Source organism: Nocardia carnea NBRC 14403 (assembly GCF_000308515.1).
GTDB lineage: Bacteria > Actinomycetota > Actinomycetes > Mycobacteriales > Mycobacteriaceae > Nocardia > Nocardia carnea.
The window spans coordinates 161,858-176,437 of the sequence record NZ_BAFV01000007.1; the positions used below are offsets into that span (position 1 = coordinate 161,858).

Below are 14,580 nucleotides of genomic sequence, written 5' to 3' on the forward strand. Positions count from 1 at the left end.
GCGAGCACCCCTGTGAGGTGAAATGAGCACCAACCCGTTCGACGACGAGGACGGCCGCTTCTTCGTTCTGGTCAACGACGAAGAACAGCATTCCCTGTGGCCGGCCTTCGCCGAGGTCCCGGCCGGCTGGCGCGTGGTCTTCGGTGAGGACAGCCGCGCCGCCTGCGTGGAGTACGTGGAGCAGAACTGGACCGATATGCGGCCCAAGAGCCTGCGTGACGCCATGGCGGCCGACGAAGCGGCCCGCAAGTAGCGCAGCCCGCTTACCTCTTGCACGGACCACCGCTGCGCGGCACCGTATTCCGGTGTCGCGCAGCGGACGGTACCGAGTATGATGGCTGCGCCCACGCCTCCTTAGCTCAGTGGTAGAGCACTCGCCTTGTAAGCGAAAGGTCGTCAGTTCAATCCTGACAGGGGGCTCCGACCGAAAGGCCCCCACCGTTGTCGGTGGGGGCCTTTCGAATGCGTCGGAGCGGGCTGATCGCCGTCAGATGGGGACGGAGGCGCGATCCGCCGGTCACGGCAGCTGTCGCCGCGCGGTGCTTCGATCAGGCGGGGACGTTGGTTCCGTAGCCCAGGTCGCGCAGGGCCTGCTTGATCCTGGTCTGTGCGTCGTCGAGGGATTCGGGGGCCGGATTCGGATCCGCTCCGGAGATATCGAAGTTGCCCATGGTGAAGGCCGGGAAGACGTGGACGTGCAGGTGGGGGACCTCCAGCCCGGCGATCAGCAGGCCGGCCCGGGGCGCGTCGAACGCTGCCCGCACGGCCTGGCCGACCTTCTGCGCTACACCGTTGAGGCGCGCGAAGACCTCGGGTTCGATGTCCTGCCACTGATCGATTTCCTTGCGGGGGACCACCAGGGTGTGCCCCTGGGTCACCGGCGCGATGGTGAGGAAGCCGACGAATTCGTCGTCCTCCCAGACGAACCGGCCCGGCAGATCCCCGGCGATGATCGCACTGAAAACAGAAGCCATACGGTGAGCTTATGGCGCGCCGGGGCCGGCCGGACACCGCCGGGTGTCCTACACGCCGACGAAGTGGGACAGGATGCCCTGGACCTCGTAGATATCGACCTGGCGGTTGAACCTCTTCTGCAGGGGGGTGTCGGAACCGGAGATCCACACCAGCAGTTCGGCGTCCAGGTCGAAGGTGCCGGCGGTTTCCACCGAGAAATGGGTGATCGCGCGGTACGGGATGCTGTGATAGCTCACCTTCCGGCCGGACAATCCCTGCTTGTCGACGAGGATGAGGCGGCGATTGGTGAACAACATGGCGTCGCGGACCAGGATGTAGGCCGAATAGACCTGTTCGCCGTTGCCCAGTAGCCGCTGGAATTCCTGTTGTGCCTGCGCCGGTTCCACCTGCCCGGCATTCCCCATGATCCCGTCCATCAGACCCATGACGACCGTCCTCCCGTCCGCGCGTTGACCCTGGCGGGCCGGTGCGCGAATTACCCGCCCGCTTCGGGGGTTTCACCACCATCATCCACAAGGTGGCGCGGGCGGGCGCCGACCGGCGGGAACACGCTGGTAACGGGGCTGCCGCGCGGCGGAACCGGACGACCCGGGAGGCCGGGACCGGCTGCCCGGTGGCGTTCCGGCCGTGGCATCCGCGACCCCTCGTGCGCGCGGCGGTGAGCGTCCGGCACTGCGCGGCCCGTTTCCCGGCACGCTCTAAGCTGTCCGGGTGCGAGTACTCGTCATCGGTTCCGGAGCCCGTGAACACGCCCTCGTCCTTGCGCTGCGCCGTGACCCGGCGGTGAGTGCGCTCATCGCGGCACCGGGCAACGCCGGTATCGCCCAGCACGCGCAGGTGCGCCCGGTGGACGCCGGATCGGCGGAGGCCGTGGCCGCGCTGGCGCGGGAGGTGGCCGCAGATCTGGTGGTGATCGGTCCCGAGGTGCCGCTGGTCCTGGGGGTGGCCGATGCCGTGCGCGCGGCCGGTATCGCCTGTTTCGGTCCGTCGGCCGAGGCCGCCCGGATCGAGGGTTCGAAGGCGTTCGCCAAGGATGTGATGGCCGCGGCCGGGGTACGGACCGCGCACAGCGAGGTCGTGGACACCCCGGCTGAACTGGACGCCGCGCTGGACCGTTTCGGTCCGACCTGGGTGGTGAAGGACGACGGTCTGGCCGCGGGTAAGGGGGTCGTGGTCACCCAGGATCGCCTGGCCGCCCGTGATCATGCCGCCGAACTGCTCGAACAAGGGCATCCGGTGCTGCTGGAATCTTTCCTCGACGGTCCGGAAGTATCGCTGTTCTGCCTGGTGGACGGGGAGACAGTGGTGCCGCTGCTGCCGGCGCAGGACCACAAGCGGGTGGGCGACGGCGATACCGGGCCCAATACCGGCGGGATGGGCGCCTATACGCCGCTGCCGTGGCTGCCCGACGGCATGGTCACGCAGATCGTCGACGAGGTGGTGGCCCCGGTCGCCGCCGAAATGGTCCGGCGTGGCTGCCCTTTCAGCGGTCTGCTGTACGCCGGCCTGGCGATGGGGGCGGCGGGCCCGGCGGTGGTGGAATTCAACTGCCGATTCGGGGATCCGGAGACGCAGGCGGTGCTGGCGCTGCTGGACAGCCCCCTGGGCGAGCTGCTGTTCGCCACCGCGACCGGCACTCTGGCCGAGACGCCCGCACCGCGCTGGCACGGTGGGGCGGCGGTCACGGTGGTGCTGGCCGCGGAGAACTATCCCGGCCGGCCGCGCACCGATGATGTGATCACCGGGGCGAGCGATGCGGCGACCGATGATCCGGCAACCGTCCTGCATGCGGGAACGTCGCAGCGTGCGGACGGTGCACTGGTCTCCGCGGGCGGCCGGGTGCTGAGCATCGTCGGCACCGGTGCGGATCTGACTGCCGCACGCGTTGCCGCCTACGACCGCTTGGCGGGGATCAAACTGCCCGGTAGCCACTACCGCTCGGATATCGGGCTCGCCGCGGTCGAGGGCCGTATCGAGCTCTGACTCTCGAGGGTGCACGTTGCCGAGCATCCGGGGCGCACGGTTGCCGATCCCCAAGGGGTCCCGAGGCAGAGGTTGCGGGGTGCGAGGTGAGGTAGCAGGCGGGCCTGAGGGCGAACCTCCCGGGCGCGAGGCAACGTTTCCTCGGGCGCGAGGCTGAGCTACCGGACGCGAGACGCCGAACTCCCCTTCGCGAGGTCGAGTTCTCTGGTGCGAGGTCGAGTTCCCGGAGTGCGAGGTCCAGTTCCCTGGGCGCGACGCGGAGCCTCCCGGTCGCGGGACGCAGAACTTCCGAGGTGCGCGACGCCGGCCGTCCAGGAGGTGCGGCGTCGCGCCCCGGAACCGGGTGCGGTCAGTATGCCCCGAAGACGTTGTCGATCGAGCCGTACCGGGCTGCGGCATAGTTGCAGGCCGCGGCGATATTCGCGACCGGATCGTAGATATCCCACGAGGTGCCTTCCACATGGTGGGCGGCGAAGGTGGGATCGATGACCTGCATGAGCCCCTTGGACGGGATACCGGCCGCGGCATTGGAATCCCAGAGATTGATCGCGTGCGGGTTACCGCCGGACTCCCGCATGGCGGTGCGGTGGATCCCCTCGTAGCTCGCCGGGATACCGCGCTGGCCGAGGATATGCAGCGCGTTGCGGATCCAGCCGTCCAGATTGTCGGGGAAGCTCGGCGGCAGCAGCTGCGGGAGCGGTTGCGGCAGGGGGTGGACGAACTGTTGTAGCTGATCCCGCTGCGGTTGCGGCAGCTGCTGTTGCCACTGGTCGGCCTGCTGTTGCAGTTGCTGCGCGGGGCCTTGCAGTTCCGCGGGGACGCCGGCAATCGGCGCTTCGGCGGCGGCCTGCACGGGGACCGCGAGGGCGGCGGCGACAACGGCCAGTGGCAACAGTTTTCGTAGATACATGACGAACTCCGGCAGCGCGGGATCCACGCCGCCGCGATATCGCCGGCGCCGTTGTTGCGCTGTTTCCTTTTGTGATTGCGTTGTGGAATCTGAGGGTTCAGTTGTCCGCGGCCGGTAACGCGGTATCCCGTGCGCCGATGGGGTCGGCGGTCGTGGGGCGATGGATATTCGGATGAATATCGGTGCCTCGATAAGCAGGCTTGCGCCCTGTTCTCCGGCGAATCACAGAATGATTGCGGAAGGTTAACAAAAGGTGAACCAGTCGCGAACTGACGGTTCTATTCTGCTGAGAGAAACGGCTGTACCTGGCATTTCTGAGGTATCGATCACACCGGGGGTGTGCCGGGGTGCACCCGCTATCGGGGTACCGAATATTTGCCGGGTGGCAGATCAGCCGTAAGAAAGGCCGTGCAGTGCCAGCCAGCGCTGCGGATCGACATGCTGACCGCCCATGATGATCTCGAAATGCAGATGTGGGCCACTGGAATCACCGCGATTGCCCATTCGGGCGATCTGCATACCGGCGGGCACCCGCTCGCCGACCGAAACGAAGAAATCGTACATATGGCCGTAAACGGAAATGGTGCCGTCGTTGTGCCGGATCCGCACCCATAGGCCGAACCCCTGGGCCGGACCCGCGTCGATGACCGTACCGTCGGCGACGGCGTAGATCGGCGTCCCGATCGGTCCGGCGACATCGATACCGCGATGGAAGGTGCCCCAGCGGCTGCCGAAACCGGAGGTGAACGTGCCGGGAGCCGGGAGGACGAATCCGCCGGGCCCGGGCGGTATGGCACCGGGTGGTAGCGCACCTTCGGGAGCGCCGGGCGCGCTGTTGATCCACGGTTGTTCCTGCCCTGCAGCCGCAGCGGCCGCCTCTGCTTTCGCGCGCTGCAGGGTCGCGCGGGCGGCGGCGGCCACCACGGCCTGTTCGCGGAGCCGCTCACCGTTGTCGATGGCATCGAGATAGCGGCGTACCGAGGGCACCGGGGTGGACAGTTGCAGCGGATGGGCGACCGCCACACGGTGGGCGATACCCGGCGCGGGGGATTGCTCGGTCACCAGTAGGCCCGCGCCCGCATCCCCGGCGGCCAGTAGCAGGGTGAGTCCCAGACCGCCGAGGAGGAAACGGTGCCGCCGTGCGGAATCGGCGATATCCTGCGCCGACGGGCGGCGCTCGAGGAGTTCGGTGAGCTCGGCGCGGGTCGGGATCCGGTCGCGCAGTGCGGTGAGCTGCCGGCGGGTCCACCGGTGCGCGGCCGCCAGCCGCTGCCGCGGTGTCGGGTGCGTTTCCCGTTCCTGCGTGGCGCGTTCCCGCCAGCCGGGCGCGATGAGCCGGCCACCGCCCGTCGTCAACGCGTGGCGCAGCAGCGTACGAGGTTCCGGGGCCGGTGTGCCGTCGTCTTCCGGATTGTCGGGGAGCGCCACGTCGCAGGCGATTTCCGGTTCGTCCGACAGGGTCCCGATGGTCGCCGTGGTCGCGGATTCCGGTTCCTGCTCCACGGGCGTCGCCCCGCGCCGGGTGGTCCGGTTCCAGCTACGGCGGAGGGGCCCGGGACCGCTACCGGAAGCGGTGGATCCGGGCTCGGCGGGTGGCGGGCCGGCGGCCGGCCGGCTGGCCTTGTCGAGCATCAGAGCAGACCATAGCCGTCGAAGCGTCCGAAGCGGTGTTCTACCGTCGGTCGGGTGTCCACTGAATCTCGGCGCTCGACCATTCCACCTTTTTACGTGATGGATGTCTGGAAAGCCGCCGCCGAACGCGCCCGAACGCACGGTGATGTGCTGAGCCTGGCCGCGGGCCAGCCCTCCACCCCGGCTCCGGCGCCGGTGCTGCGTGCTACGAAGGCGGCGATAGATGCCGAATTGTTCGGTTATACCGAGACTTTCGGCATTCTGCCGTTGCGTGAGGCCATCGCGGAACATCATCGGCGCACGTACGGTCACCCGGTCGACCCGGACGACGTCGTGGTCACCACCGGGTCGTCGGGGGCCTTCACGCTGATCTTCCTGGCGGCGTTCGACCCCGGCGACACGGTGGTGGTGGCGCGGCCGGGCTATCCGGCCTACCGCAACACGCTGGCGGCGCTGGGCTGCCGGGTGGTGGAACTGGACTGCCGTGCCGAAACGCGGTTCCAGCCCACCGTCGCGATGCTGGACAGCCTGCCCGAAGCGCCGCGCGGATTGATCGTGGCCAGCCCGGCCAACCCGACGGGCACCATGATCGAGCCCGCCGAACTCGCGGCGGTGGCCCGCTGGTGCGATGCGCACGGCACGCTGCTGATCTCCGACGAGATCTATCACGGCATCACCTATGGCGGGGAGCGCACCGCATCGGCCTGGGAGACCTCCCGGTCGGCGGTGGTGATCGGATCGGTATCGAAATACTTCTCGATGACCGGCTGGCGGCTGGGCTGGATGCTGGCTCCCGCGGCGATCCGTCCGGCACTGCAGCGGCTGGCCTCGAACATGACCGTCTGCCCGCCCGCGATCTCGCAGTATGCGGCGGTGCACGCCTTCGACGCCGAGTCCCGGGCCGAGCTGGACGGCCATGTGCAGCGGTACGCGACCAACCGCCGGATCCTGCTGGACGGCCTGGCCGCGCTCGGCATCACCGATCTCGCCCCCGCCGACGGCGCCTTCTACGCCTACGCCGATATCGGGCACCTCACCGAGGATTCGATGGCATGGTGCGCGGACGTCCTGGCGCATACCGGGGTGGCGCTGGCGCCCGGCCTGGATTTCGACACCGTGAACGGGAACCGGACCATCCGGCTTTCCTTCGCCGGAGCCACCGCCGATATCGAAACGGCGCTCACCCGCCTGGCGGGTTATCTGCAACAGCGGGCTTGACACAATCTCTCTGCCCGGCAACAACTTTGCACAGTACGACACCATCGCTGCGAGGATGCGGTAGAAACATCGATGGCTGTTTCCCCTTTCCCTCATTTAGCACGGATGTACTGATGACGACTGGCACGATGGCACGGTGATAACCGCGACGACTCCGAAAGGTGAACGGCGTCGCCAGGCGCTGGTGGCTGCGGCCGCTGAACTGCTGCTCGAAGGCGGTTTCGATGCGGTGCGGCACCGATCGGTCGCGACCCGCGCCGAACTCCCGCTGGCTTCGACGACGTACTACTTCGAATCGCTCGAGGATCTGATCGCACGCGCCGTGGAGTTCAGCGGTAACGCCGAACTCGAGGCGATGCGGCGGCGCGTCGGTGAGGTGACCCACCGCCGCCGCGGTGCGGAGGCGACCGTCGACCTGGTACTCGACCTGCTGATCGGCTCCGACGGGGTGGACGACGGCGCGCGGGGCCGGTTGATCGCCCGCTACGAGCGCACCGTCGCCTCCGCGCGGCATCCCGAGCTACGCGAGGTCCAGCTCCGACTACGCGGGCAGCTCGACGAGCTGCTTGCCGATGTGCTGCGCCGATCCGACCGGATCGTGCGGCCCGAACAACTTCGCAGGCTGGTCGCGGTGGTCGACGGCGCGGCGGTCGCCGCCCTGAGCGAACCCGATCCGCAACCTCGGCGGCTGGCCCGCGGAGCACTGCTGGAGGTCATCGATATCGTCGCTCCGGCGACGCACCAGCCGATGGACCGGTACCGGTCATTAGACTGACCGGACGTGACCTCCGACCTGATTCCCAACGTCCTCGCCACCCGCTACGCCGGCCCGCAGCTGGTGCATCTGTGGTCTCCCGAGCACAAGATCGTGCTCGAGCGGCGGCTGTGGCTGGAGGTGTTGCGCGCCCAGTCCGAGCTGGGTGTGGAAGTCCCGGCCGGAGTGGTCGCGGATTACGAGCGGGTCGTCGAACAGGTCGACCTGGCATCGATCGCCGAACGCGAGCGGGTGACCCGTCACGATGTGAAGGCCCGGATCGAGGAATTCAACGCTCTCGCCGGCCACGAACATGTGCACAAGGGAATGACCAGCCGCGATCTCACCGAAAACGTCGAACAGCTGCAGATCCGGCTGTCACTGGAACATATCCACGCGCACGGGGTCGCGGTGGCCGCCCGGCTCGCCGAACGCGCCGCCGAATACCAGGCGCTGGTGATGGCGGGCCGCTCGCACAATGTGGCGGCACAGGCCACCACCCTCGGTAAACGATTCGCCTCGGCCGCCGACGAACTGCTCATCGGCCTCACCCGGCTGCGGGAACTGATCGAGCGCTATCCGCTGCGCGGGATCAAGGGCCCGATGGGGACCGCGCAGGACATGCTGGACCTGCTCGGCGGTGACGCCGCGAAACTGGCCGCCCTGGAGCAGCAGGTGGCCCGGCATCTCGGCTTCACCAGTGTGTTCACCAGCGTGGGCCAGATCTATCCGCGTTCGCTGGATCACGATGTGCTGTCCGCGCTGGTGCAGATCGGCGCCGCGCAGTCCTCGCTGGCGCACACCATCCGGCTGATGGCCGGACACGAACTGGTCACCGAAGGCTTCCAGCCCGGGCAGGTCGGCAGTTCGGCCATGCCGCACAAGATGAACACCCGTTCTTGTGAACGGGTCAACGGGTTGCAGGTGGTGCTGCGCGGGTACGGGTCGATGGCGGCCGAGCTCGCGGGGGCGCAGTGGAACGAAGGTGACGTGTTCTGCTCGGTGGTGCGCCGGGTCGCGCTGCCGGACGCGTTCTTCGCCCTCGACGGTATGACCGAAACCTTCCTGACGGTGCTCGCCGAATTCGGCGCCTACCCGGCGGTGGTCGCCCGCGAACTGGATCGCTACCTGCCCTTCCTGGCCACCACGCGCATCCTGATGGCCGCCGTCCGCGCCGGGGTCGGGCGGGAAGCGGCCCATGAGGTGATCAAGGAACACGCGGTCGCGGTGGCGCTGGCAATGCGCGAACAGGGGCGTGAACCCGATCTGCTGGACCGTCTCGCGGCCGACGACCGTCTCCCGCTGGACCGTGCCGCCCTGGACACGGCGCTGGCAGACAAGTCGGCGTTCATCGGCGCGGCGGACGCCCAGGTCGCCGATATCGTCGCCCAGGTGGGCAAGCTGACCGACGCCTACCCCGAGGCCGCCCGCTACACGCCCGCACCCATTCTCTGACGGCGTATCCGAGGCTTCGGGCACGCTTTTCTCAGACATAGTGGCGTTATGGATCCGTATTCGATTTTCGCCGACATCATCGCCGGACGGGCTCCGGCCAGCCGGGTGTACGAGGACGACGATGTGCTCGCGTTCATGGATATCCGGCCGCTGACCCCGGGCCATCTGCTGGTTGTTCCGAAGGTCCCGGCCCGGAACCTCGCTGAGCTGGATCCGGAAATCGGGGGCAAGTTGTTCAAGGTGGGGCAGCGGCTGGCAGCGGCGCTGCGGGCGAGCGAAGTGGCCTGTGACGGCGTGAACTTCTTCCTCGCCGACGGCGTGACCGCGGGCCAGGAGGTTTTCCACGTCCACCTGCACGTCATCCCGCGGACTCCCGGAGACGGGTTCGGATTGCGGGCGCGTCCGCGGACGCCGCCGCGCGCCGACCTGGACTACCTCGCCGGTTCCGTCAGGGGCGCGCTGGAGCGGGGAACGCGTTAGGGAGTGCCCTCGAAACCACTCGCTAGCCGGTCAGGGGGTGTTTTCGCCGTTGTTCGGTCTGTGTGTGCCGACTGCCCGGCGGTCGATTCGCGACACCACCCGGTGTGCGGCTCGGTGCCGGCGTTCCGGTCTGTCGGCTGTTCCTCTGATGTGGGCGGCGGGACCCGCCGTCCGGAGGGGTACGCCTGCTGGAGATTCGGGCCCGGTCGGGCGCATAACGGGGGCGGCCGGCGTGATTCCCACTGCCGGAGCGGTTTCGCGGGGTTGAGCGTCCGAGGCAACGTAAGGTCGTGTATCAATAACTTTTGGACCGTTTGCTGTTCGAATGCTGAATGTCGACGATATCGCCGGGGCATGATGGTGTGAGTTGGCCTACGCCGAGTTCTGGGTGGGGATACGGAGGTGTGGACGTGCGGTTGTTCAGGTTAGCTGTGCTCATGCTGGCGGTGGTCGGATTTGTTGCCGGCCTCCCGGTTCTCCGGCCGGCTCCGGCGGCTGCGGCCGAGGTCGTCGGGATCGACGCGCTGAGCCCCACCAGGTCCGCGGTGTTCATTGCCTCGCCCGCGATGAACGAGGTCGTGCAGGTGCAGGTGCTGCATCCGGCCGGTGGTGGTTCGCGGCCCAGCTACTACCTGCTCGACGGGCTGGACCCGGGGGTCGGGCAGAGCACCTGGACCAACGCCACCGATGCCGAGCCGTTCTTCCAAGGGAAGAACGTGAACGTGGTGCTGCCGGTCGGCGGTAAGGCCAGCTATTTCACCGACTGGCAGCGTCCCGACCCGGCCCTGGGCAACTACAAGTGGGAAACCTTCCTCACCCAGGAATTGCCGCCCATCATCGACGCCAACTTCGCCGGTAACGGGGTGAACGCGATCGGCGGATTGTCGATGGGCGGGCATGCGGCCTACATCCTGGCTGCTCGGCATCCTGCCCTGTACACCGCGGTCGCCGGGTACAGCGCCTGCCCGGATACGGGGATGGCCACCGGCGCGGTGCAGTTCTCGATCATGACCCGTGGCGGAAATCCCGACAATATGTGGGGTCCGGGCGGCAGCCCGGCCTGGGCGGCCCACGATCCGGCCCTCATGCTGGACCGGTTGCGCGGTAAAACCCTGTACCTGTCCACCGGGACGGGTCTGCCGGGGCCGCACGAACTGGAATTGAAACCGCAGCTGCCCGAGAACATCGTGCTCGGCGGCCCGATCGAGTTCGCGGTCGATACCTGTGTGATCGCCTTCGAGCGGCGGGCGCGGGCGGCCGGCGTGCCGATCCGGGTCGATTACAGCCCGGTCGGTACCCATTCCTGGTCGTACTGGAACGACCATCTCAAGGCGTCCTGGCCGGTCGTCGGCCGCGCGATCGGGGCGTAGGGCCGGGCCGCTACGGTGGTGGCCATGGCTGACACTGGTGGTCCGATGACCGAGGCGGTGACGGCGCCGACGGCGAAAACGGTGCCGCAGGAGCGAGTGCATCACGGCGATCGTTTCGTCGACGAATACGAGTGGCTGCGGGATAAGGACAACCCGGAGGTCATCGCCTATCTGGAGGCCGAGAACGCCTACACCGAGGCGCAGACCGCGCAGCTGGCACCGCTGCGGGAGAAAATCTTCGACGAGATCAAATCCCGCACCCAGGAAACCGATCTGTCGGTGCCCACCCGGCTGGGCGAGTACTGGTACTACTCGCGCAGCTTCGAGGGCAAGCAGTACGGCGTGCAGTGCCGCTGCCCGATCGACGCCGCCGCGGCCGGTATCGATGCCTGGACTCCGCCGAAGCTGGAGACCGATACCGAGATCCCCGGCGAGCAGGTGCTGCTGGACAGCAACGAGCTGGCCGAGGGCCACGATTTCTTCGCCCTCGGCGCGTTCTCGATCAGCCACGACGGTAACCTGCTGGCCTTCTCGGTCGATACCGCCGGCGATGAGCGCTACACGCTGCGGTTCAAGGATCTGCGTACCGGTGAACTGCTCGGCGACGAGATCGCGCGGACCGCGCCGGGGGCCACCTGGTCGCTGGACGGCAGCCATGTCTTCTATCAGACGGTCGACGAATCGTGGCGGCCCGATACCGTCTGGCGGCACCGGCTCGGCGCCGCCACCGAAACCGATGTCAAGGTCTTCCACGAACCGGACGAGCGGTACTGGGTGAGCATCGGCGGCACCAGGTCCGAGAAGTACCTGATGATCTGGGTCGGCTCCAAGATCACCACCGAGGGCTGGGTGCTGGAATCGGATAACCCGACCGGTGAGTTCCGGGTACTGATGGCCCGCCGTGAGGGCGTGGAGTACGCCGCCGAACACGCGGTGGTGGCGGGACAGGACCGGTTCCTGATTCTGCACAACGACATCGTGGACGGAGTGAAGGCGGAGAACTTCGTACTGGCCGAGGCCCCGGCCGACGATCCCGCGCAGCTGCGCACGTTGATCGGGCACCGCGACGATGTACGGCTCGAGGATATCGACGCGTTCGCCGGGCAGCTGGTGCTCAGCTACCGCCGGGAGGCGCTGCCGCGGGTAGCGGTGTGGCCGCTCGGCCCGGACGGTTACGGCGAGCTGCGCGAGATCGAATTCGACCTCGAGCTCTACAGTGCCGGGCTCGGATCCTGCCCGGAATGGGATCAGCCCACCCTGCGGGTCGGGTTGACCTCGTTCATCACCCCCACCCAGGTTTTCGATTATGTGGTGGACACCGGGGAACTGCTGCTGCGCAAGGAACAGCCCGTGCTCGGCGGCTACGACGCCGGAGACTATGTACAACACCGTGATTGGGCCGAGGCCGCGGACGGCACCCGGATCCCGATCTCGATCGTCGCCCGCCGCGATACGGACCTGAGCAGCGGCCCGAAACCGTTGCTGCTCTACGGGTACGGCTCCTACGAGGCCAGTATGGACCCCGGGTTCTCGGTATCGCGGCTGTCGCTGCTGGACCGCGGAATGGTTTTCGCCATCGCCCATGTGCGCGGCGGCGGCGAAATGGGCCGGTTGTGGTACGAGAACGGCAAAACCCTCACCAAGAAGAACACCTTCACCGATTTCGTCGACTGCGCACGGCATCTCGTGGACAACGCGACCACATCGGCGGACCGGATGATCGCCGACGGCGGCAGCGCGGGCGGCCTGCTGGTGGGTGCGGTGGCGAATATGGCACCGGAACTCTTCGCCGGGGTACTGGCCAATGTGCCCTTCGTCGACCCGCTGACCTCCATCCTCGATCCCTCGCTCCCGCTGACCGTGATCGAATGGGACGAATGGGGAAACCCATTGGCGGACAAGGACGTCTACGATTACATGAAATCGTATTCGCCCTACGAGAACGTGGTGGCGCAGGACTATCCGGCCATCCTCGCCATCACCAGCATCAACGACACCCGGGTGCTGTACGTCGAACCGGCGAAATGGGTCGCGAAACTCCGCGCCACCAAAACCGGGGATGCGCCACTGCTGCTCAAGACCGAGATGAGCGCCGGCCACGGCGGCGTCAGCGGACGGTACGAGAAATGGCGTGAGGTCGCGTTCGAGTACGCGTGGGTACTCGACACCGTGGGGGCCGGTAACCGGTAGCCACGCGGCGATCGGTTCGGCGGCGCTCGCATGGGCGATCCGGCCGCGGGGCGGCGCAACCGGGCCGCGTCCGGATGTTCGCCGGGCGGTCATACCCGCTGCACGGTTTGGTCACCGGACCTGCATGTATAGGTCATCGGTATTGCATACGGCCGTCACCTGCGGCTGCCACCATTGGTACATGAACGCTGAGCTGCTCGTATCGGTGTCCGGAGTCCGGGAAACCACCCGGGACGCGGCGATCGGGTTCGCCGAGGAGATGGATCAGCGCGGTGTGCGGTTATCGCTGCTGGTGGCGCCCCGCCTGAAGGGTAAGTACCGGCTGACCGACGACCTCACAACGCAGACATGGTTGCGCGGCCGCCGGGAGCGCGGGGACGCCATCGTGCTGCACGGGTACGACCAGGCCGCCACCAAACGGCGCCGCGCCGAATTCGCGACCCTCCCCAAACACGAGGCGCTGCTGCGGCTCACGGCGGCCGACCGGGTGATGGAGCAGGTCGGGTTGCGGACCCGCCTGTTCGCCGCTCCGCGCTGGGATGCTTCCGCGGGTGCTGTCGCGGCGCTGCCCGAACTGGGTTTCCGGGTAGCGCTGGGGCTCACCGGTATCCACGATCTGCAACGCAATACCGTGCAGAAGGCGCGGGTCTACGGCATCGGTGAAGGTTTCCGGGCCGAACCCTGGTGGTGCCGGGCGCTGGTACTCGGCGCTGCCCGGACTGCTCGGCGTGGTGGTGTTCTGCGGCTGGCGGTCTCGGCTGCGCAGTTGGGGCGGCCGGGTCCGCGGCAGGCGATGCTGGATGCGGTCGATCTCGCGCTGTACCACGGGGCGCGCAGCGACGTGTACCGCCGGGAAGTTGTGGCCGCGGTGCGCGCGGCCTGAGACTCCGCCGCCCCTGATCGGCGATAACGGGGGCGGCGGTTCGGGGGTCTCGGCCGAGAGCGGCGAGGGAGCGTTGTTGGCCGGGGTCGGGGATCGGGATGGTTCGGGGCTGCGCCGAGAGCGGGCGGGGTGCGGTGTTGCGGGGTCAGAAGGTGGTGGTGTTTTCGGGGCGTAGGGTTGTGAACTCTGTTTCGGCCTTGCGCATTTCGTCCAGGCGGCCGAAGTACACGCCCCAGGCGGGTTCGGCGATGATTCCGTAGTGGATCGGGAACGCCACCCGCGGCGCGACCGAACGCAGGTAGTCGACGGCTTCGCTGATCTTCATCCACGGCGCCGCGGCGGGGACCGCCAGCACATCCACCGGGGTGGAGGGCACCCACAGCGAATCACCCGGATGGACGAATCGGGTGGGATTGTCGGTGCTGCCGAGCTGGAACACGGTGTTGTCGACGACCGGGAGCTCGGGATGGATCACCGCGTGCCGGCCGCCGCCGCCGGTGATCCGCAACTCGCCGAGCTCGATCACATTGCCCGCGTGTACCGCCTCCCACGGGCCCTCCTGCAACTCGGCGGTCTGTGGATCCGACAGCAGGCGGGCGCCGGGGTTTGCGGCGATCAGCGCCTCGATCCGGTTCGGGTCGATATGGTCGGCGTGCTGATGGGTGACGGCGATGGCGTCCAATCCGGTGAGGCCCTCGAAACCGTGCGAGAACGCGCCGGGATCGAAGAG

14 protein-coding genes and 1 tRNA gene are annotated in these 14,580 nt (G+C 67.9%); 10 read left to right on the forward strand and 5 right to left on the reverse strand.

Features of this window, described 5'->3' with window-relative positions:
- Positions 1-22: 22 nt before the first annotated feature.
- Both ON22_RS02560 and ON22_RS02565 read left to right on the forward strand, forming a co-directional pair.
- Positions 23-253: an MbtH family protein gene (locus ON22_RS02560; protein ID WP_030522889.1), complete on the forward strand. Its 231-nt coding sequence runs from the start codon at positions 23-25 to the stop codon at positions 251-253.
- Between the two features lie 95 nt (positions 254-348).
- Positions 349-420, forward strand: a tRNA-Thr gene (locus tag ON22_RS02565).
- A 128-nt stretch (positions 421-548) separates the two neighbouring features.
- Here the strand turns inward: ON22_RS02565 and ON22_RS02570 are convergent.
- On the reverse strand, positions 549-974 hold the full coding sequence (locus tag ON22_RS02570) for an HIT family protein (RefSeq protein WP_033244073.1): 426 nt from the start codon (positions 972-974) through the stop codon (positions 549-551).
- Positions 975-1,022: 48 nt separating this feature from the next.
- Positions 1,023-1,400, reverse strand: coding sequence for a PH domain-containing protein (locus ON22_RS02575; protein ID WP_051157079.1), 378 nt, complete (start codon positions 1,398-1,400; stop codon positions 1,023-1,025).
- 286 nt (positions 1,401-1,686) lie between these two features.
- Between ON22_RS02575 and purD the strand changes: the two genes are divergently transcribed.
- Complete coding sequence (purD, locus tag ON22_RS02580; RefSeq protein WP_033244074.1) at positions 1,687-2,958, forward strand: phosphoribosylamine--glycine ligase; 1,272 nt, start codon at positions 1,687-1,689, stop codon at positions 2,956-2,958.
- 349 nt (positions 2,959-3,307) lie between these two features.
- On the opposite strand, the gene ON22_RS02585 is transcribed toward purD, so the two are convergent.
- Positions 3,308-3,895 carry a transglycosylase SLT domain-containing protein gene (locus ON22_RS02585; protein ID WP_231508551.1) on the reverse strand — a complete coding sequence of 196 codons (588 nt, stop codon included), beginning with the start codon at positions 3,893-3,895 and terminating at the stop codon, positions 3,308-3,310.
- 363 nt (positions 3,896-4,258) lie between these two features.
- Positions 4,259-5,500, reverse strand: a complete 1,242-nt coding sequence (locus ON22_RS02590; RefSeq protein ID WP_081595272.1) for a M23 family metallopeptidase — start codon at positions 5,498-5,500, stop codon at positions 4,259-4,261.
- Positions 5,501-5,554: 54 nt separating this feature from the next.
- Between ON22_RS02590 and ON22_RS02595 the strand changes: the two genes are divergently transcribed.
- The 7 genes from ON22_RS02595 to ON22_RS02625 all read left to right on the forward strand — a co-directional run bounded on the left by ON22_RS02595 (position 5,555) and on the right by ON22_RS02625 (position 13,850).
- Positions 5,555-6,718, forward strand: a complete 1,164-nt coding sequence (locus tag ON22_RS02595) for a pyridoxal phosphate-dependent aminotransferase (RefSeq protein WP_197039659.1) — start codon at positions 5,555-5,557, stop codon at positions 6,716-6,718.
- Positions 6,719-6,854: 136 nt separating this feature from the next.
- On the forward strand, positions 6,855-7,493 hold the full coding sequence (locus ON22_RS02600; RefSeq protein WP_033244076.1) for a TetR/AcrR family transcriptional regulator: 639 nt from the start codon (positions 6,855-6,857) through the stop codon (positions 7,491-7,493).
- A 6-nt stretch (positions 7,494-7,499) separates the two neighbouring features.
- A complete protein-coding gene (gene purB, locus ON22_RS02605; protein WP_174375539.1) occupies positions 7,500-8,927 on the forward strand; it encodes an adenylosuccinate lyase in 1,428 nt (475 codons plus the stop codon).
- Positions 8,928-8,975: 48 nt separating this feature from the next.
- A complete protein-coding gene (locus ON22_RS02610) occupies positions 8,976-9,407 on the forward strand; it encodes an HIT family protein (RefSeq protein WP_033244077.1) in 432 nt (143 codons plus the stop codon).
- Between the two features lie 437 nt (positions 9,408-9,844).
- A complete protein-coding gene (locus ON22_RS02615) occupies positions 9,845-10,777 on the forward strand; it encodes an alpha/beta hydrolase (protein ID WP_086007651.1) in 933 nt (310 codons plus the stop codon).
- A gap of 24 nt (positions 10,778-10,801) precedes the next feature.
- Positions 10,802-12,967, forward strand: coding sequence for a S9 family peptidase (locus tag ON22_RS02620; protein WP_373280838.1), 2,166 nt, complete (start codon positions 10,802-10,804; stop codon positions 12,965-12,967).
- A 181-nt stretch (positions 12,968-13,148) separates the two neighbouring features.
- Positions 13,149-13,850, forward strand: coding sequence for a DUF2334 domain-containing protein (locus ON22_RS02625; RefSeq protein ID WP_033244079.1), 702 nt, complete (start codon positions 13,149-13,151; stop codon positions 13,848-13,850).
- Positions 13,851-13,995: 145 nt separating this feature from the next.
- Here ON22_RS02625 and ON22_RS02630 read toward each other — a convergent pair.
- Positions 13,996-14,580: MBL fold metallo-hydrolase (locus tag ON22_RS02630; RefSeq protein ID WP_043739769.1), on the reverse strand; the 585-nt coding region annotated here is incomplete at its 5' end.

Bases quoted from the DNA above. Each gene is read 5' to 3' on its own strand.
- ON22_RS02610 (WP_033244077.1), top strand. From the start codon at position 8,976: ATGGATCCGTATTCGATTTTCGCCGACATCATCGCCGGACGGGCTCCG.
- ON22_RS02620 (WP_373280838.1), top strand. From the start codon at position 10,802: ATGGCTGACACTGGTGGTCCGATGACCGAGGCGGTGACGGCGCCGACG.
- ON22_RS02570 (WP_033244073.1), bottom strand. From the start codon at position 974: ATGGCTTCTGTTTTCAGTGCGATCATCGCCGGGGATCTGCCGGGCCGG.
- ON22_RS02615 (WP_086007651.1), top strand. From the start codon at position 9,845: ATGCTGGCGGTGGTCGGATTTGTTGCCGGCCTCCCGGTTCTCCGGCCG.
- ON22_RS02590 (WP_081595272.1), bottom strand. From the start codon at position 5,500: ATGCTCGACAAGGCCAGCCGGCCGGCCGCCGGCCCGCCACCCGCCGAG.
- ON22_RS02625 (WP_033244079.1), top strand. From the start codon at position 13,149: ATGAACGCTGAGCTGCTCGTATCGGTGTCCGGAGTCCGGGAAACCACC.
- ON22_RS02575 (WP_051157079.1), bottom strand. From the start codon at position 1,400: ATGGGTCTGATGGACGGGATCATGGGGAATGCCGGGCAGGTGGAACCG.
- ON22_RS02560 (WP_030522889.1), top strand. From the start codon at position 23: ATGAGCACCAACCCGTTCGACGACGAGGACGGCCGCTTCTTCGTTCTG.